We start from the raw sequence: 18,103 nt of genomic DNA, 5'->3' as shown, positions 1-18,103 counted from the left end.
GCGGATGCTATGTACGGCGCTACTCACGCAGTCTGCCACTGCCATGAATGGTTTCGATAGGTGAAATTGCAGGCAACCGGTCACGCTTTCGATGTGAAATCGGGAAGTGCTCACGCGCCCCGCATATCGATGAATGCGTTCACCATCATTGGCCCGCCAAGAGCATCCACGCATGGCGTGGATCTACTGCAATCCTGGCCCAGTAGATCCACGCCATGCGTGGATGAGCCGTTCGCTACTATCTTTGCCCGCGCTCAGATCTTCAGATAAATGCGACGTCGGTCCAGCCACCACGCCACGCCCCACCACAGCGCAACGAACACCAACGCCTGCAACATCGAGGCCAGCTCCAGCACCTGCGGCATCGCTGCAGCCAGCTGCTGCCACACCCACTCCCAGGCACCGGTCGCCAGCAGGATCACCGACATCACCGAGGCCCCCAGATAGGCGGTGATCGCATTGACACCGAAGCGACGGCCCAGTGCGGGCCATCCCTTGCGGTCGATCAGCGCGTGGCCCAGCCACAATGCCAGCGCGGCCAGGCCCCCGGTCCACAGCACGTAGCTGGGCGTCCACAGCTGCTTGTTCAACGGCAGCACCACCGCCAGCAGCAGGCCCAATACCGCAGTCGCCACACCCAGCCCGGCCAGCGCCGCGGCACGTCCGCTGCGCAGCAGGCCTCCGGCCAACAGCCCGAGCACGGTACTGGCCAGCGCGCCCAGCGTGCTCAGCAATCCTTCCGGGTCATGGCCCAGACCGGTATCGGCCTGCCATTGGTAGATCCATGGCGCGAACAAGGTGGTGTCGAGACGGCTGGCCGGGTTGGTCCATGGCGCAAGGTCACCGATGCCCAGCAGCAACACGGTGTACCCCACCAGCAGCGCGATCAGAGCGCCCACCTGCACGCGCGGCCGCGCGTAGACCGCCAGCACGCCCACCAACGCCGCACACACCGCGATGCGTTGCAGCACGCCCCAGATGCGGAAGTGATGGGTATCCAACGCCCACCAGATCAGCAGGTGCAGCAGCGCACCGGCCAGCAGGATGCGCAGCGCGCGCTCCAGCACGCCGCGCGCGAGTGCAGGTCGCGCTGACGCGTCCAGCGCGCGCGGCGCTACGCTGAACGCCATCGACACGCCCACCAGGAACAGGAAGAACGGGAACACCAGATCGGTGGGCGTGCAGCCATGCCAGTCCGAATGGCGCAGCGGTGCGAACACCGCACTCCAGTCACCCGGATTGTTGACCAGCAGCATCGCCGCCACGGTGATGCCGCGCAGGGCATCGATCGAGCCCAGCCGGCGTGGCGGCGTCGCGTTCATCAGGCGGCCTCGTACTGTCCGGCAATCCAGGTGCCACGCACCTGCAGGGCATCATCCAGCAGCACCAGGTCGGCCTGGTAGCCCTCGGCGATGTGCCCCAGGCGGTCGTCGACGTTGAGGAACTGCGCCGGGTAAGTCGAGGCCATGCGTGCGGCTTCGGCCAGCGGCTGGCCGAGCAGCTGCACGGTCTTGCGCACGGCGGTGGCCATGTCCAGCGCCGAGCCGGCCAGCGAACCGGCGGCATTGCGCACCACGCCGTCGATGGCGGTGATGGTTTCGCCGTAGAGCACGTAGCTGGGATCATCGGCACCGACCGGCGGCATCGCATCGGTCACCAGCAGCAGGCGGCCGCGCGGCTTGGCCGCCAGCGCCACGCGCAGGCTGGCCGGATGCACATGCACGCCATCGACAATGATGCCGATCCAGCTGTCGCGGTCTTCCAGCGCAGCGCCCACCGCACCGGGCTCACGGCCCTGCAGCGGCGACATCGCGTTGTACAGATGGGTGAAGCCACGCACCCCAGCATCAAGTCCGGCACGAATCTCTTCGTACGTGCCAGCAGTGTGGCCAGCAGCAACGATCACGCCACGTTCGACCAGCGCACGGATGGTCTCCAGCGGCACGCGTTCCGGCGCCAGTGTCAGCAGGGTCACGCCGTTGTCCAGCGAGGCGGCCAGCGCGATCTCTTCTTCGTCCGGCACGCGGAACTTGCTGGCATCGTGGGTGCCCTTGCGCGCCGGCGCGATGTACGGGCCTTCCAGGTGGATGCCGATCACGCCGGGCACGCCCTGAGCGATTGCTTCGCGCATCGCAGCGATTGCTTCGCGCATCACGTCCACATCGTCGCTGATCAGCGTCGGCAGCATCGCGGTGGTGCCGAAGCGCCGGTGCGCACGCGCGATGGTGCGCAGCGAGGCGACATCGGGCGTGTTGTTGAACAGCGCGCCGCCGCCGCCATTGACCTGCACATCGATGAAGCCGGGCAGCAGCCAGCCGCCGTCCAGATCGATCTGCTCGGCCGCCTGGCCCAGCTGCGGTGCAGCGTCAGGCAGCAGCGCGCTGATGCGACCGTCCTCGATCACCACCGCCAGATCGTCGCGGAACTCCTCGCCTGCCAGGATGCGGGCGTTGCGCAGGACCGTGGCCATCACACCGTCTCCGTAACCTTGTTCAGATGCGGCGGCAGATCCGGGTTGAAACCACGGCGCAGCGCCAGCGCGTTGATCGCGCGATAGAAGCTCTGCACGGTCAGCAGCGGGGCACACAGCGGATGCGGTGCGGCCGCCACCGGCAGGTTGCCACCGGCACCGGCCATCCACACCTGTGCACCGCGCGCGGTGAATTCTTCGACGACAGCACGGGTACCGGCGCCGGTCTCGTCGGGTTGGGCAAAGGCCAGCACCGGGAAACCACGGTCAACCAGCGCCATCGGGCCATGCTTCACTTCAGCCGAGCTGTAGGCTTCGGCATGCAGGCTGCAGGTTTCCTTGAACTTCAGTGCAGCCTCCTGGGCCGCGCCCAGGCCCAGGCCACGGCCGAGCACGAACAGGTTGGTCGCCTCGACCAGGCCTTCGGTCACCGCACTCCAGTCGCACTGCCAGGCCTCGCGCATCGCGTCCGGCAGCAGGTCCAGTGCGGCGCGAAGGCTGCTGTCCTGCTTCCAGTACGCAGCCAGCTGCAGCAGTGCGGCCAGCGACGCCAGGTAGCTCTTGGTCGCCGCCACGCTCTTTTCGGCACCGGCATGCAGCGGAATGACCGTATCGGCCAGCAGCGCCAGCGGCGAATCCTCGACGTTGACCAGCGCGATCACGCGCGCACCGGCGGCCTTGGCGGCCTCGGCGTTGCGCAGCAGGTCCGGGCTCTTGCCCGACTGCGAGATGACGATGAACAGTGCGCCGCGCAGCTGTAGTGGTGCGGCATAGACCGACCCCACCGACGGCGAGGCCGATGCGACCACCAGGCCCAGCTGGGTTTCCAGCAGGTACTTGCCATAGGTGGCGGCATGATCGGAACTGCCGCGTGCGCAGGTGACCACGAACGGGGGCGGCGCAGCACGCAGGCTGGCGGCCAGGGATTCCAGGGTGGCGTGGTTGCGCGAGAACTGGCGGGCAACCACGTCAGCCGCTTCAGCGGCCTCGGCGAACATCAGGGTGGAAGTGGGGTCTGACAGCGACATGGCAGGCTCAGGCAGGATCGGAAGGAAGGGGGCGTGCGCCAGCCGGGCGCATCGGCGCGGTCGAACCGCGCACCACCAGCTGCGGCACGAAGCCCTGGTTGTGCAGTGGTGCCGGCGCATCGTCGTAGGCGTCGCTGCGCAGCTGCGCGATCAGCAGGCGCGCGGCATGGCGGGCGATGTCCTCGGTGGCCTGCTTGGCGGTGGTCAGCGGCGGCCACGACTGGCGCGAGAACGGGCTGTCCTCGAAGCCGGCAATGGACAGGTCGTAGGGCACGTTCATGCCGGCCGACTTGGCGGCGGCCAGCACGCCGGCAGCGATTTCGTCGTTGGAACCGAAGATGGCGGTGGGCGGCTCGCGCAGCGCCAGCAGGCGGCGCGCGCCGCGGAAACCATCGTCGAAGGTGTAGTCGCCCTGCACCACCAGATGCTTGTCCACGGTCATGCCGTAGTCCTTCAGCGCGGCTTCGTAACCGGCATAGCGTTCGCCCGAGGAGCGGTGCGAGATGCCGCCCCAGAGGAAGCCGATGCGCTGGTGGCCCAGCTGGATCAGGTGCTCGGTGATTTCGTAGGCCGCCTCGCGGTCGTCGACGAACACGCAGGCACCGTCGGCGGGGTCTTCGGTGGCGGCGATGATCCGCACCAGCTTGATGCCGCGCGCAGTCAGCGCCTGGATCAGGTCGCGGCGCTCGGACATCGGCGCGGTCAGCACCAGCCCGGCCAGCCGCGAACGCTGCACCCAGTCGGCCAGCTCATCGGCCAATAGCGGCGAGCTGGAATCGCAGGGGTGGATCTGGAGGCCGAAACCGGTCTCGCGGCAGGCGGCCAGCACGCCGTTCTGCACGCCGATGATGTGGTACGGGTTCGGGTTGTCGTAGACCAGCCCGATCACGAAGGTGGTGCCGCTGCGCAGGTTGCGCGCCGACGGATCGGGCTCGTAATCGAGTTCAGCAATGGCACGCAGCACCCGCGCACGGGTGGCCTGCATCACCGAAGGCTCGTTGTTGATCACCCGCGAGACCGTTTTCAGCGAGACCTTGGCCTTCTCCGCAACGTCCTTGATGGTCGCTCTGCGCATGGGTTTTCCCTGGGGTTGGCTGCCGTCCATCATCGCCGATCAGGCCTTGTCCTGCGGCAGGCCGGCACGATGGCCGATCACCGAGTAGAACAGGATGTACAGGTAGCACGGCACCATCAGCAGCACGAACACCAGCTGGAAGTCGATGTGCTGCTTGAGCACGGCGAACAGCTGCGGAATGATCGCGCCGCCGGCGATGCCCATCACCAGCAGGGCCGAGCCGGTCTCGGTGAAGCGGCCCAGGCCGCGGATCGCCAGCGGGAAGATGGCCGGCCACATCATGGCGTTGGCAAAGCCCAGCAGCGCCACGAAGGCCACCGAGACGTAGCCGTGCGTAGCCCAGGCGCCCAGGCAGAACACCACGCCCATCACTGCCGAAATGGTCAGGTAGCGCGACTGCGAGACCAGGCCAGGGATCGCCAGCAGGCCGACCACGTAGCCGGCCAACATCGCACCCAGCGTCAGCGAGGTGAACATCTTGGTCTGGTCCAGCGGCAAGCCGAAACCGTGGCCGTAGGTGCCGATCGCATCACCGGCCATGACTTCCACGCCTACGTACACGAACAGGCACAGCACGCCCAGCCACAGATGCGGGAACTGGAAGATGCTGCGGCGCTCGGCCGTTCCCGGTGCCCCTGACGGCGTTGCATTGGCTTCGGAGGACTTGATCTCCGGCAGCGGCGAGAACAGCACGGCCACCGCCAGCACCACCAGCAGCGCGGCCATCGCCAGGTACGGCGCATGGATCTTGGCGGCGAATTCGTTGAGCAGCGCGACCTTGGTGACCGCGTCGGCGGCCTGCACCTGCTTGTCCAGGTCGCCGATGCCATGCAGCACCAGGGTGCCGATCAGCACCGGTGCGAGCATGCCGGCGATCTTGTTGCAGATGCCCATCAGCGCGATGCGGCGTGCCGCAGTTTCAATCGGGCCGAGGATGGAGATGTAGGGGTTGATCGCGGTCTGCAGCAGCGCCAGGCCGCTGCCGATCACGAACAGGCCGCCGAGCGCGCCCGGGTACCAGCGCTGGGTGGCGAATTCACCGAACAGCGCGGCACCACCGGCCATCACCAGCAGGCTCAGGCTGAGGCCCTTCTTCATGCCGGTGCGGCGCAGGATCCAGGACGCTGGCAGGGCCAGGAAGAAATAGGACAGGTAGAACACCATCAGCACCAGGAAGGCGCCGACCTCGCTGAGTTCGAAGGCCAACTTGACGAAGGTGATCAGCGGGCCGTTGAGCCAGGTGAAGAAGCCGATCAGGAAGAACAACACGCCAACGATGGCGATGGAGGTGGCCACGTTCGGGCGCGCGCTTGCAGCGGGGACGGCGGACATCAGGAGGGCTCCTGCGGCGACGGCCGCAGAACGCGGCGTCGGAGAGTGGCTGGGAACAACGTTGTCACATTCTTTCGATGGACAGCTGCGGTTTGTCAACTTCCACACGCAGCCCTGTGAACCTCGTGCTGCACTGCGCAACCTGATCGCAACGCATCGTGCTGAATGCGCCGGAGACCTTGGCCCATGTGCGGCAACGGTTCCAACGTGAAACCCGCACTCACGCCATGTAAACGTTTACTGCATGTCGCATTCGTTGCGATGCAGCAACGAAAGTGTCACGAACTCGTTGACATCGTTGTCAGCGGGGTTACAGACTCCGCCCCAATCGCCGCCCCCGATCCCGGGGCCGGCCCCACCTGCAGCAGGAGCCCGAGTGACCGCCAGCCACCCCGCCCCGGCCCATGTCCTGTCCCGAGTCGCGCCCTCGTTCCTGGCCGCCGACGTCGGTGGCACCCATGTGCGCGTGGCCAGGGTCCAGGCCAGCGGTGATGCCGCCCACCCGGTGCAGGTGCTGGAGTACCGCAAGTACCGCAATGCCGACCATGCCGGCCTCAGCGCGATCCTGTCCGACTTCCTCGGCGAAGGCCCGCGGCCCACGCATTGCGTGGTCGCCAGCGCCGGCTACGCCCGCGAGGACGGCACGGTGATCACCGCCAACCTGCCGTGGCCGCTGTCGGCACGCCAGGTGGAGGCCGATGTCGGCCTGCAGCGGGTCTACATCGTCAACGACTTCGAAGCGGTGGCCTATGCCGCCGCGCAGGTGGACGCCAGCGGCGTGCTGCACCTGTGCGGGCCGGACACCGCCACGCGCGGTCCGACCCTGGTGGTCGGCCCCGGTACCGGCCTCGGTGCAGCACTGTGGATTCCCACCGCGCACGGCCCGGTGGTGCTTCCCACCGAAGCCGGCCAGCCGACCCTGGCCGCCAGCACCGAACTGGAAATGGCCATCGTCCGCCACATGCAGCGCGACCGCGCCCATGTATCGATCGAACATGCGATCTCCGGCCCGGGCCTGATGAACCTGTACCGCGCGGTGTGTGCGCTGCAGGGGCAGGCACCGACGCTGGCCAGCCCCGATGCGGTCACCGCCGCCGCCATGGCCGATACCGATGCACGCGCGCGCCAGGCGCTGGATGTGTTCTGCGGCCTGCTCGGCAGCACCATCGGCGACATGGCCCTGTTCTACGGCGCCCACGGTGGCGTCTACCTGGCCGGCGGCATCCTGCCGCAGATCCGCGAATACCTGCACGCCAGCACCTTCGTCGAACGCTACCTGCAGAAGGGGCCGATGGGCGAAGCACTGGCACGCATCCCGGTGAAGGTCGTCGAACACGGCCAGCTGGGCGTGGTCGGCGCTGCAAGCTGGTACCTGCAGCAGCAGTCGGCCGCCTGACACCGCAACAGGCTTCAACGCAATCGCAGCACGCAGTACGTGGCACGCCAACGCACGGGACTTCGCCGCCGCCCCGCGCATGTCATCGCAACCGTAATCGAACACCGCCGCCGGCATCCAATCGAGTGATGAGGAGAGACATCATGAACACCCGCAAGACCCTGCTTTCGGCCGCCATCGTCAGCTGCATCGCCTTCAGTGCGCACGCGCAGCAGGCCGCCCAGACCGCCACCGACCTGGATACCGTGCAGGTCACCGGCATCCGTGGTTCGATGGAAAAGTCGCTGGATACCAAGCGCGAAGCCAATGCCCGCGTGGAAGTGGTCACCGCCGAAGACGTGGGCAAGCTGCCCGCGCACAACGTCGCCGATACGCTGCAGCGCCTGCCGGGCGTGAACATCAGCTCGTCCAGCGCCGACGAAGGCGGCTTCGACGAAGCCGACCGTGTCAGCCTGCGCGGTACCAGCCCGAGCCTGACCCAGACCCTGATCAACGGCCACACCGTCGGCACCGCCGACTGGTTCGTGCTCAGCCAGGGCAACAACGTCGGCCGCAGCGTCAGCTACTCGTTGCTGCCGTCGGAACTGGTGCGCTCGGTGGAAGTGAACAAGTCCTCGCAGGCCAAGCTGCAGGACGGCGGCACCACCGGTACCGTCAACATCCTCACCCGCAAGCCGCTGGAATTCTCCAAGCAGCTCACTGCGGAAGGCTCCATCGGCATGGTGCGTTCGGACCAGGCCAAGTCCAACGACCCGCAGCTGTCGGCACTGTTCAACTACAAGAACGACGAAGGCAACTTCGGCGTGATGGTGCAGGCCTTCAGCCAGAAGCGCGAGCTGCGCCGCGAAGCGCAGGAAATCCCGGGCGGCTTCTTCCAGATCGATCCGAATGGCACCGTGGCCAAGTCCAACCCGGACCTGGCCGGCGTGTACGCGCCGGGCCTGCTCGGCTCGACCCTGTTTGAACAGACCCGCGAGCGCAAGGGCGGTCTGGTGTCGCTGCAGTTCAAGCCGATGGACAACCTGACCCTCGGCCTGGAAGGCTTCAGCTCGGAACTGAAGGCGAACAACTACAACCGCAACTTCATGCTGTGGGGCGGCCGCATCCTCAACGACCGTACCGTTGAAGATGCCAATGGCAACAAGATCCTGATTCCGGGCCAGGCCCCGAATCCGGGTTACGTCGTCAAGGATGGCGTGCTGTCCAACGCCACCTTCGCCGGCCAGGCCGACCGCGACTACGCGGTGTACGACATGATCTACCGCGAGTCGAAGGCCAAGACCAACTACATCACCTTCGATGCCGACTGGCAGATCAGCGACAACCTGGGCATGAAGTTCCAGGCTGGCAGCACCAAGGGCACCGGCGAAACGCCGCGCCAGTACATCGCCGAAGTCAACCTGGCCCGTGGTGGCGGCGCCACCTGGGCAACCCACGGCAACGGCTCGCCGATCGACTGGAACGTCGGTGGCAACATCGGCCCGAGCGGCGTGACCGACTTCGGCACCTGGGGCAACCAGCAGGTCACCGCGATCGACAAGGAAAAGTGGGCCACGCTCGATTTCAACCAGTACTTCGCCGACGCTGGCGTATTGAACTCGATCGATTTCGGCGCCCGCTTCGGCGACCACAAGCGCGAGGCCAAGTCGCCGGAAGGCGCAACCCCGGGCGCGATCTGGAATGCGCTGAAGAACGGCGCTACCGCCAACTTCCCCGGCGGCTTTGCCAACGGCATCGGTGGCAGCTTCCCGCGTGACCTGTGGTACTTCACCCCGGGTGCGCTGAAGGAAGCGGTGACCAACAACTCCACTTGGCTGTCCGGCAATGACGGCCCGACCGGCCGCCACAACTACGGCGCCGAGTGGAAGGTGTCCGAGAAGAACTTCGCCGCGTACGTACAGGGCAACTTCAGCGGCGACCGCTGGAGCGGCAACGTCGGCCTGCGCTACGTCAACATCAAGCAGGATATCGATACCTACGCCGCCGCCACCGGCTCGACCGTGCCGGACGTGAGCAGCCTGTTCGGCGCGTGGACCCGCGAAGCTTTCGAGAACAAGCACAACCGCGTGCTGCCGAGCGCCAACTTCAAGTACGACCTGCGCGACGACCTGGTGCTGCGCGTGGCCGCCTCGCAGACCCAGACCCTGCCGGACTTCTCGGCACTGGGTGCCTCGTCCTACGGTTCGGACCTGAACCGGACTGGCGGTGGCGGCAATCCGAAGCTGAAGCCGGTGGTGTCGACCAACTTCGATGCCAACCTGGAGTGGTACTTCATGCCGCGCGGCATGTTGTCGATCGGTGCCTACTCGATGCGCCTGAAGGACTACGTGGCCTTCAGCACCGAAAAGGAGATGCTGTTCAGCGAGCTGACCAACCGTCTCGAGGAATACAACATCTCCCGCCCGCGCAATGCCGACGGCAAGGTCCGCGGTATCGAAGTGGCCTATGAGCAGCCGATCGGCGAGTACTTCGGTGTCAATGCCAACTACACCTACGCCGATGGCAGCACCGACCACACCTGGGCCGACGGCAGCGACAACCTGCTGGGCACTTCGAAGAACACCTACAACGTCGGTGCCTACTTCGAGAACGATACCTTCGGTGCACGCGTCAGCTACACCCGCCGTTCGTCGTTCCTGATCGGCCTGTCCGGCGCCAACCCGTACTACCAGGATGACTTCGGCACCCTGTCGGCGTCGCTGAGCTACAAGGCCACCGACTGGCTGAGCATCAGCTTCGATGCGCTCAACCTCAACAACCCGACCTACAAGTACTACCAGACCGCGGCGATCCCGACCTCGTTCTACAGCAACGGTCGCCAGTACTACCTCAACTTCCGCTTCAAGTACTGATCCAGCGGCAGCAACATCGCCGAGTCGTGCACGCACGCCGGGCCTGGGTCATTCCGGGCCCGGCGTTTTTCATGTATAGCGTTCATCGCACCGTTCCAAGGAGTCGTACCGATGGTCAAGCCTTCCCGCGCCCGGATGCGCAGCGCAGTGCTGCTGGGCAGCCTGCTCGCCCTGTTGCCGGCGCTGCCGGCACTTGCCGCCGACCCCACGCCTGCCGCTGAAGCACCCGGCCCGCAGCTGCGCGCCGGCAGCCTGATGCTGATTCCCGCCCCGGCCACCGTGCAGCGCGGCCAGGGCAGCGGCATCACCGTGCGCGCCGATACCGTGCTGCAGGCCGAAGGCGAAGCCGCGCAGCGCGTCGCCAACCAGTTCGCCGACCTGCTGGCCCGCAGCGGTGGCCCGCGCCTGGCACTGGCCAAGGGCAAAGCCAGCGCCAAGGCCGGCAGCATCCGCTTCCAGATCGTGCCCACCTTCCGCGACAGCGGTGAGGGCTACACGCTGGAAAGCACCGCACAGGGCGTGCTGGTGCAGGCTGGCAACGAAACCGGCCTGTTCTACGGCGCGACCACCCTCGCCCAGCTCGCCACCGGCGGCAGCAACGGCGTGCTGCCCGCAGTGCAGATCCAGGACGCGCCGCGCTTCAGCTGGCGCGGCTTCATGCTCGACTCCGCCCGTCACTTCCAGAGCCTGGACGAGATCAAGCACGTGCTCGACGCGATGGCCGCGCACAAGCTCAACACCTTCCACTGGCACCTGACCGACGACCAGGGCTGGCGCATGGAGATCAAGCGCTACCCGAAGCTGACCGACGTGGGCAGCTGCCGCCTGCCGGCCGGTGACGGCGGCATCGATCCGGTCAGCGGCCAGGAGCATCCGTACTGCGGCTTCTACACCCAGGAGCAGATCCGCGAAGTGATCGCCTATGCCGCGAAGCTGCATATCCAGGTGATTCCGGAAATCGATGTACCGGGCCACGCGACTGCTGCGATTGCCGCGTATCCGGAGCTGGGCACCATCGATACGCCGCTGAAGCCGATCAGCGAGTGGGGCGTGTTCCCAAACCTGTTCAACGTGGAAGACAGCACCGTCACCTTCCTCGAGAACGTGCTGGAAGAAGTGATCGCGCTGTTCCCGGCCAGGTACGTGCACGTCGGTGGCGACGAGGCGGTGAAGGACCAGTGGGAAGCATCCAAGCGGGTGCAGCAGCGCATGCGTGCGCTGGGCATCAAGAATGAAATGGCCATGCAGAGCCACATCATCAAGCGCCTGGAAACCTTCCTGGAGGAACACGACCGGCGCCTGATCGGCTGGGACGAAATCCTCGAAGGCGGATTGCCGCCGCAGGCCACAGTGATGTCGTGGCAGGGCACCGAAGGCGGACTGGCTGCGGCCAGCGCCGGCCATGACGTGATCATGTCGCCGGTCGGCTACCTGTACCTGGATTACCTGCAGACCGCCTCGCCAAATGAACCGCCGGGCCGTCCGACCCAGGTCAACCTCGGCAAGCTCTACAACTTCGAGCCGGTGCCGGCCGAGCTGGCCGCCGACAAGCGTGGGCACATCCTGGGCCTGCAGGCCAACATGTTCACCGAGCACACGCGCAGCTATGCACGCCTGCAGCACAACCTGTTCCCGCGCGTGGCCGCGGTGGCCGAGACCGGCTGGAGCACGCCGGAGCATCGCGACTTCCGCGATTTCCTCGCGCGCCTGCCCTCCCAGCTGCAGCGCTACCGTGCCTGGGGCCTGGCCTATGCGCAGACCCCGTTCGAAGTGGGCGTGGACTACACCGACAACCGCGCGGCCGGCACAGTGACCGTGTCACTGGCCAATCCGCTGGGTTATGAAGTGCGCTACAGCACCGATGGCCAACCGGTGACCGCGCAGTCGCCGCTGTACCAGCAGCCGCTGACCGGGAAACTACCGACCACCGTGCAGGCGGCGGCGTTCTACCAGGGGCAGATGCTGGCCGCGAAGCCGACCATCGCCGCATTCACCGCGCAGTCGCTGCTCAGCCGCCGCAGTGATGAGCTACTCAGCTGCGTGGGCACGAACGGCCTGGTATTGCGCCTGGAAGACGATGGCCCGCGTGAGGGAACGCGTGCGGTGTTCAACGTGGACATCTTCCAGCCGTGCTGGCGCTGGCCGCAGGCGCAGCTGGACGGCATCGGCAACGTGGAAGTGCGTGCGGGGCGTATTCCGTACTACTTCCAGCTGGCCCACGACGAGCCGAAGCGCCGCTTCGAAAAGGCCCGGAGCGCACACGGTGAAATGCTGATCCGCCGCGGTGATTGCACGGGCAAGGTGCTGGCTCAGGTGCCGCTGCCGGCGCAGACCGATGCCGACGGCTTCGTGACCCTGCGCGCGGCGCTGCCGAAGGGCACCGCTGGCAACGGCGATCTGTGCATCAACTTCACCGGCGACACGCGCCCGGCGATGTGGGTGCTGGATGAGGTCACGCTCAGGTAGGTGCCAACCTTGGTTGCGCTTTGCGGCCGGATCCACGCATCGCGTGGATCTACTGTAGAGCCGGGCCCATGCTCGGCTGCTTTTCAACCGGAAAGCCGAGCATGGGCTCGGCTCTACAGGAACCTCACCCGCGCCAGCGCAGCAGCAGGTCGCGCAGCGGGGTCAGTGCGGTGGCCATGCCGGCGAGCACACCGATCGTGTTGGCGATGGCATCCATCGGGTCGGCCATGCGGTTGCTGGTCAGCGCGCCCTGCGCGAACTCGATGCCGATGCCCATCAGCACCAGGCCCACGCCCACCCACAGCAGCGGGCGGCCCCGACGGAACAGCTGCACCGCGCTGCCTGCCAGGATGAAATAGGCGAGGAAGTGTTCGCCCTTGTCGCTGTTTTCCGGCAACGGAATCGGCGGTGGCGGGATCAGGCAGACCACAATCACCAGCAGCACGGCCAAACCCCACAGCACGGCCCACAACCGCGGCCGCCGCAACGGCTTGATCACCGGCAACACCTCGCTCACAGGCGCCAGCTCAGGTCACCCAGTTCGAAGGCCGGTTCGAAATCGACGCCACGCTGCAGGCCGATGGCCTGGAAGCGCTCGCCCATCTCGGTCGGCAGGGTCAGCTTCTTCACCTGGTCGCGCAACTGGATGCGGCCGACCTCGTCGGTGCGTTCCTCGGCCAGCAGCAGCACCTGGTCCAGGCCATTACCGAGCAGGAAGCTGGCCTGGCTGCAGTAGCCAGCCAGCTCGAAACCGCCGTGCATGCCGGCCTCGGCCATCGCGGTGAAATCCACCGACGCCGTAATGTCCTGCAGGCCCGGCCAGCGGTGCACGTCGTTGTGCACGTGGTGGCGGTAGAACGCGCGCACGGTGCCATCGTCGCGGTCGTGCTGGTAGAACTCGCCGCGGTTGTAACCGTAGTCGACGAACAGCATCGCGCCACGCTGCAGGCCGCCGGCCACCGCCTGCAGCCAGTACGGCAGCTGCGGCAGCACCTCGGAGCGGTAGCCTTCGGCGAAGGGCTTTTCCAGGTAGCGCTCGATGTGGCGCACCGCACCGTTGAGCAGGATATCGGCCGGCTGCGCACCACGGATGAAGTTGCCTTCGGCATCCAGCTCGACGGTTTCCTCATAGACCTCGCCATCGCGGATCAGGAAGCGCGGAGTCGGCAGCGCGTCGATCACCTCGTTGGCGAACACCACGCCTTCCCAGTCCTCTTCGAACGGGCGGTCGACCCAGTCCACGCGCGCGGCCAGCTCGGCCGGCAGGTTCTGCTGCAGGCGCTGCTGCTGTCGCTCGCGCAGGTCGGCGCTGGGTTCGAGGATGGCATAGCGCGACGGCAGCGCGTCCAGTTCGGCCAGGCGCAGCAGCACGGCCTCGGCAAAGGCGCCGGTACCGCCGCCCAGTTCCAGCATCCGCGCCTGTGCACCCAGCTGCGCGAACACCGGCGCCAGCGCATTGGCCACGCTGCCGGCGAACAGGCTGCCAAGCTCGGGCGCGGTGGTGAAGTCACCACTGCCACCGAACTTGCTGGCGCCGGCACTGTAGTAACCCCAGCCAGGGGTATACAGGCACAGTTCCATGAAGCGCGAGAAGGGCATCGCCCCGCCCTGCGCGAGGATTTCAGCACGCAGGGCGGCCGCCAGCTGGTCGCTGTGGGCCAGGGCATCGGCTTCGGGCAGGGGGAAGGTGGGCTGCATGGCGTCTTCGAATGCGGTGACAATGGTGCACAGGATAGCCGAGCCTTGGAGGACCCTCGATGAGCGATACCCACCCCGTGGTCCTGATCACCGGCAGCGCGCGCCGGATCGGTGCGGCCATCGCCCGCCAGTTCCACGCCTGTGGCTGGTCGGTGGTGCTGCATGCCAACACCTCCAGCGCCGAGCTGCAGCAGGCCGCGTTCGATTTCGACAACGTGCGCCCCGGCAGCGTGCTGGCCCTGCAGGCCGACCTGCGTGACGCCGACGCCCTGCCCGACCTGGTGGAACAGGCCGTCACCCACTTTGGCCGCCTGGACGCGCTGGTCAACAATGCCTCCAACTTCTTCCCCACCCCGCTCGGTCAGGTCACCGCCGAGGCAATGGACGAGCTGTATGCGGTCAACGCGCGCGCGCCGCTGCTGCTGTCACAGGCGGCGGCGCCCTACCTGCGCCGCCAGCAGGGCTGCATCGTCAACCTGACCGACCTGCACGGCACCGACCCGATGCGGGACCACATCGCCTACACGATGGCCAAGGCCGCGCTGGAGATGGCCACCCGCTCGCTGGCGCTGGAGCTGGCGCCGAAGGTGCGGGTCAATGCGGTGGCGCCCGGCGCGATCCTGTGGCCGGAACAGGGCAAGGACGATTTCGCCCGCGAGGCGCTGCTGGCGCGCACGCCGCTGGCGCGGATCGGCACGGTCGAGGAGATTGCCGAAGCGGTGTACTGGCTGGTGGCCGAAGCCAGCTTCGTCACCGGCCACACCCTGCGCGTGGATGGTGGGCGCACCGTCAGCTGAAATGTTGCCGGCCAGCGGCCGGCACCACCGGTAGCGCCGGGCCATGCCCGGCGAGCGCAGCGGCAACAACAACCCATCATTCCAGCTCCACCACCTCGAACGCTTCGCCAAACTGCGTGTGCGCACGCCACAGCGTGGCCAGGTCCAATCCGCTGACCGGGTCGATGAAGTCCGGGGCGATGTCGGCCAGCGGCTTCAGCACGAAGGCATGCTTCAGCTCCGGGCGCGGAATGCGCAGGTGGCCGGGGCCTTCCACCACCAGGTCACCGTAGAACACCACGTCGATGTCCAGGGTCCGGTCGGAGAAGCGCGGCCCGCTGCGGTCGCGGCCGTGCGCGTCTTCCAGCGCGTGCAGCCAGTCGTCCAGTTCCTGGAGCGGCAGGTCGGTGTCGATCGCCACGGCGTTGTTGAGGAAGGCCGGGCCGTCGAAGCCGACCGCGGCAGTACGGTAGGCCGGCGACACCCGCAGCGCGCCGAAGCGCTCGCGCAGGGCCGTCACCGCGGCGTGGAGGTAGCGGCGGGGCTGGACGTTGCTGCCCAGGCTCAGGAGCACGGTGGTCATGCGGTTCAGGTGACGGCACTTGGGGGGGCGTGGACATGCCGTCGTCACGGCGGCCTGCCTACAATCCGGGACGCACATGATAGGGCACCGACATGACCTATTGCGTTGGAATCGAGGTGGACGAGGGCCTGGTCTTCGCTGCCGACACCCGGACCAATGCCTCGCTGGACGATGTGCGCGTGCACCGCAAGCTGCACGTGTTCGAGTACCCCGGCCAGGCAGCCTACGTGCTGATGGCGGCTGGCAACCTGGCCACCACCCAGCTGCTGGTGTCGCGCCTGGGGCGCGACGCCAGTGAACGACGCACGCCCAACCTGCACGACATGACCCACCTGTTCGAGGCTGCCGAGTACGTCGGCCAGCTGCTGGTGGACAGCCAGGTGCACAGCAGCCACAGCGAACATGGCCACGATGGAGTCAACACCCAGGCCACGCTGATCTTCGGCGGCCAGATCGCCGGCGAGCGGCCCGGGCTGTACATGATCTACCCGCTTGGCAACGCCATCGCCGCCTCGCCGGAGACGCCCTACCTGCAGATCGGTGAGTCCAAGTACGGCAAGCCGATCCTCGACCGCATTCTCAGCCCGGCCACCCGCCTGGAAGACGCGGCGCGCACGGCGATCGTCTCGCTGGACTCCACCATCCGTTCCAACCTGTCGGTGGGCCTGCCGATCGATCTTGCGCTGCTGCGCGACGGCGAGCTGCGCATCGGCCAGAAACTGCGGCTGGGCGCGGATTCGGCGTTGTATGCCGACATCCATCAGAACTGGTCGCGGCGGCTGGAACAGGCGGTGGACGCCCTGCCGCGGTTCCCCTGGGAAACCATCCTGTAGAGCCGGGCCCATGCTCGGCTGTCGAGGTCAATACGAACAGCAGCCGAGCATAGGCTCGGCTCTACAGAACTCCAGCGGCATCAACCCAGCGCTTCGGCCACCGCGCGGAAGACCTGCTGCATCTGCAGCGGCTTGCGCAGCACATGCACCTCCACACCGGCCGGGAATGCATCGACCGAGACCGGCACCGCAGGGTCCTCCAGCACCAGCGCCGGGCCGCGATAGCCCAGTGCCGCCATCTCGCCCAGCAGCTGGCTGGCCGGCAGCAGCTTGGAGCCGGCGTCGGCGATCACCAGTGCCGGCAACGCCTCCTGCTGCATCCAGCGCAGCGCAGCCGGGCCGTCGGACGCCAGCTGCAGCTGGTAGCCCTGGCTGGACAGCGCATTGCCCAGCAGCGACAGGCGCGTGGCTTCGCCATCGACCACCAGAATCGACTGGCCACTGCCCAGTGCCACCAGCTGTTCGATCGGCTCACTGCCATCAATGGCGTCGTGCATCGGCAGGCGCAGCTCGAAGCAGGTGCCCTGCCCCGGCTGGCTGCTGACGTGGATGCTGCCGCCGGCGCCTTCAACAATGCGTTTGCAGGAGATCAGGCCCAGGCCGGTGCCATCGGCCTTGGTGGTGAAGAATGGATTGAACAGATGCGACAGTGTGTCCGCATCCATGCCGATCCCTTCGTCAGCCACCCGGATGTGCATCCAGTCCACGCCATCGCGCTGGCCGGCATGGCTGGCGGTCAGGCTCAGGCGACCGCCGTTGGGCATCGCCTGGATCGCGTTGAGCGCCAGGTTCAACATCACCTGCTGCAGTTCGGTGTAGTTGGCGTCGACCACCAGGCCTTCGTCCTGCACCTGCAGTTCCAGGCGCACCGCATCGGGCACGTTGCTGCGCAACAGCAGCGCCACCGCATCGAACAGGCCATCGATCTCGATGCGTTCGCTCGGCTTGCGCGAACCGCGCACGAACGACAGCATCGATTCGGCCATCTCATGGCCACGGCGGCCGCACTCGGCGATGACATCGGCCAGATGGTGCAGCTGCGGATCGTCGGTTCGCGCCTTCAGCAGGTCCGGCATGATCAGCAGCGGCTGCAGGATGTTGCGCAGGTCGTGACTGAGGCCGGCGGCGAGCAGCGACAGGCTTTCCAGGCGCTGTGCGCGCATCAGTTCGGTTTCCACCCGTGCACGCTCGATCGCGCTGCGTGCATCGCGGATCGCACGCGCCACTGCCGACGGCAGGCGCGCCGGCAGGTGCTTGATGATGTAGTCATTGGCGCCCTTCTGCAGCGCCGCCACCGCGTTCTCCTCACCCATGGTGCCGGAGACGAAGATGAAGGGCACTTCCGGTGAGGTTTCGCGCACGATGCGCAGCGCGTCGTCACCGGAAAATCCCGGCATGCTCAGGTCGGACAGCACGATGTCCGGCTGGAACGCGACCAGTGCCTGGCGCAGTTCAGCCTCGCTCTCGACACGCTCGAAACGGGCCTCCAGGCCCGCATCAAGCATCTGTTCGGACATCAGCTCGGCATCTTCCGGTGAGTCCTCCACCAGCAGGATGCGCAGCGCCCCCAGGGCGGGACCGGTCAGGGGCATGG

General features: G+C 66.9%; 14 protein-coding genes. 5 read left to right on the top strand and 9 right to left on the bottom strand.

What is annotated here, in order from left to right; all coding sequences use genetic code 11:
• Window positions 1–254 precede the first annotated feature (254 nt).
• The 5 genes from G5A07_RS13380 to G5A07_RS13360 are packed head-to-tail and all read right to left on the bottom strand — an operon-like array spanning window position 255 to window position 5,905.
• Window positions 255–1,322 (bottom strand): heparan-alpha-glucosaminide N-acetyltransferase domain-containing protein, encoded by a 1,068-nt coding sequence (locus tag G5A07_RS13380; protein WP_191863434.1) that lies wholly within the window; start codon window positions 1,320–1,322, stop codon window positions 255–257.
• Window positions 1,322–2,470, bottom strand: a complete 1,149-nt coding sequence (gene nagA / locus G5A07_RS13375) for an N-acetylglucosamine-6-phosphate deacetylase (protein WP_191863433.1) — start codon at window positions 2,468–2,470, stop codon at window positions 1,322–1,324. Before nagA ends, G5A07_RS13380 begins: the two co-directional genes overlap by 1 nt.
• The gene (locus tag G5A07_RS13370) at window positions 2,470–3,498 is read right to left on the bottom strand and encodes an SIS domain-containing protein (RefSeq protein WP_019338836.1); all 1,029 of its coding nucleotides are present in this window, start codon (window positions 3,496–3,498) and stop codon (window positions 2,470–2,472) included. The genes nagA and G5A07_RS13370 overlap by 1 nt, the downstream gene beginning before the upstream one ends.
• Before the next feature lie 7 nt (window positions 3,499–3,505).
• Window positions 3,506–4,573 (bottom strand): LacI family DNA-binding transcriptional regulator, encoded by a 1,068-nt coding sequence (locus G5A07_RS13365; RefSeq protein ID WP_006391719.1) that lies wholly within the window; start codon window positions 4,571–4,573, stop codon window positions 3,506–3,508.
• Between the two features lie 39 nt (window positions 4,574–4,612).
• On the bottom strand, window positions 4,613–5,905 hold the full coding sequence (locus tag G5A07_RS13360) for a sugar MFS transporter (RefSeq protein ID WP_005419333.1): 1,293 nt from the start codon (window positions 5,903–5,905) through the stop codon (window positions 4,613–4,615).
• Between the two features lie 376 nt (window positions 5,906–6,281).
• Between G5A07_RS13360 and G5A07_RS13355 the strand changes: the two genes are divergently transcribed.
• The 3 genes from G5A07_RS13355 (at window position 6,282) to G5A07_RS13345 (ending at window position 12,619) form a co-directional block, all read left to right on the top strand.
• The gene (locus tag G5A07_RS13355) at window positions 6,282–7,301 is read left to right on the top strand and encodes a glucokinase family protein (RefSeq protein ID WP_010480946.1); all 1,020 of its coding nucleotides are present in this window, start codon (window positions 6,282–6,284) and stop codon (window positions 7,299–7,301) included.
• A gap of 143 nt (window positions 7,302–7,444) precedes the next feature.
• Window positions 7,445–10,153: a TonB-dependent receptor gene (locus G5A07_RS13350; RefSeq protein ID WP_010480947.1), complete on the top strand. Its 2,709-nt coding sequence runs from the start codon at window positions 7,445–7,447 to the stop codon at window positions 10,151–10,153.
• Between the two features lie 111 nt (window positions 10,154–10,264).
• A complete protein-coding gene (locus tag G5A07_RS13345; RefSeq protein WP_191863432.1) occupies window positions 10,265–12,619 on the top strand; it encodes a family 20 glycosylhydrolase in 2,355 nt (784 codons plus the stop codon).
• A 124-nt stretch (window positions 12,620–12,743) separates the two neighbouring features.
• On the opposite strand, the gene G5A07_RS13340 is transcribed toward G5A07_RS13345, so the two are convergent.
• The gene (locus tag G5A07_RS13340; protein WP_010480949.1) at window positions 12,744–13,136 is read right to left on the bottom strand and encodes a membrane protein; all 393 of its coding nucleotides are present in this window, start codon (window positions 13,134–13,136) and stop codon (window positions 12,744–12,746) included.
• The gene (locus G5A07_RS13335; RefSeq protein WP_010480950.1) at window positions 13,133–14,317 is read right to left on the bottom strand and encodes an SAM-dependent methyltransferase; all 1,185 of its coding nucleotides are present in this window, start codon (window positions 14,315–14,317) and stop codon (window positions 13,133–13,135) included. Before G5A07_RS13335 ends, G5A07_RS13340 begins: the two co-directional genes overlap by 4 nt.
• A 59-nt stretch (window positions 14,318–14,376) precedes the next feature.
• Here G5A07_RS13335 and G5A07_RS13330 point away from each other — a divergent pair, with 59 nt between their 5' ends.
• On the top strand, window positions 14,377–15,114 hold the full coding sequence (locus G5A07_RS13330; protein WP_008265570.1) for a pteridine reductase: 738 nt from the start codon (window positions 14,377–14,379) through the stop codon (window positions 15,112–15,114).
• Between the two features lie 76 nt (window positions 15,115–15,190).
• Here the strand turns inward: G5A07_RS13330 and folK are convergent, their stop codons facing one another.
• Entirely contained in the window at window positions 15,191–15,676 is a 486-nt protein-coding gene (gene folK, locus G5A07_RS13325; RefSeq protein ID WP_019336898.1) for a 2-amino-4-hydroxy-6-hydroxymethyldihydropteridine diphosphokinase, read from the bottom strand.
• Between the two features lie 92 nt (window positions 15,677–15,768).
• Between folK and G5A07_RS13320 the strand changes: the two genes are divergently transcribed.
• On the top strand, window positions 15,769–16,509 hold the full coding sequence (locus G5A07_RS13320) for a 20S proteasome subunit A/B (protein ID WP_191863431.1): 741 nt from the start codon (window positions 15,769–15,771) through the stop codon (window positions 16,507–16,509).
• Between the two features lie 80 nt (window positions 16,510–16,589).
• Here G5A07_RS13320 and G5A07_RS13315 read toward each other — a convergent pair whose 3' ends face one another.
• Window positions 16,590–18,101: a hybrid sensor histidine kinase/response regulator gene (locus G5A07_RS13315; RefSeq protein WP_099560000.1), complete on the bottom strand. Its 1,512-nt coding sequence runs from the start codon at window positions 18,099–18,101 to the stop codon at window positions 16,590–16,592.
• Between the last annotated feature and the right edge of the window lie 2 nt (window positions 18,102–18,103).

It is taken from the genome of Stenotrophomonas sp. AS012628 (assembly GCF_010608305.1).
In the GTDB taxonomy this organism is placed as follows: domain Bacteria; phylum Pseudomonadota; class Gammaproteobacteria; order Xanthomonadales; family Xanthomonadaceae; genus Stenotrophomonas; species Stenotrophomonas geniculata.
The sequence above is the reverse complement of the archived record's forward strand: the minus strand, read 5'-3'. Positions and strand labels throughout refer to the sequence as shown.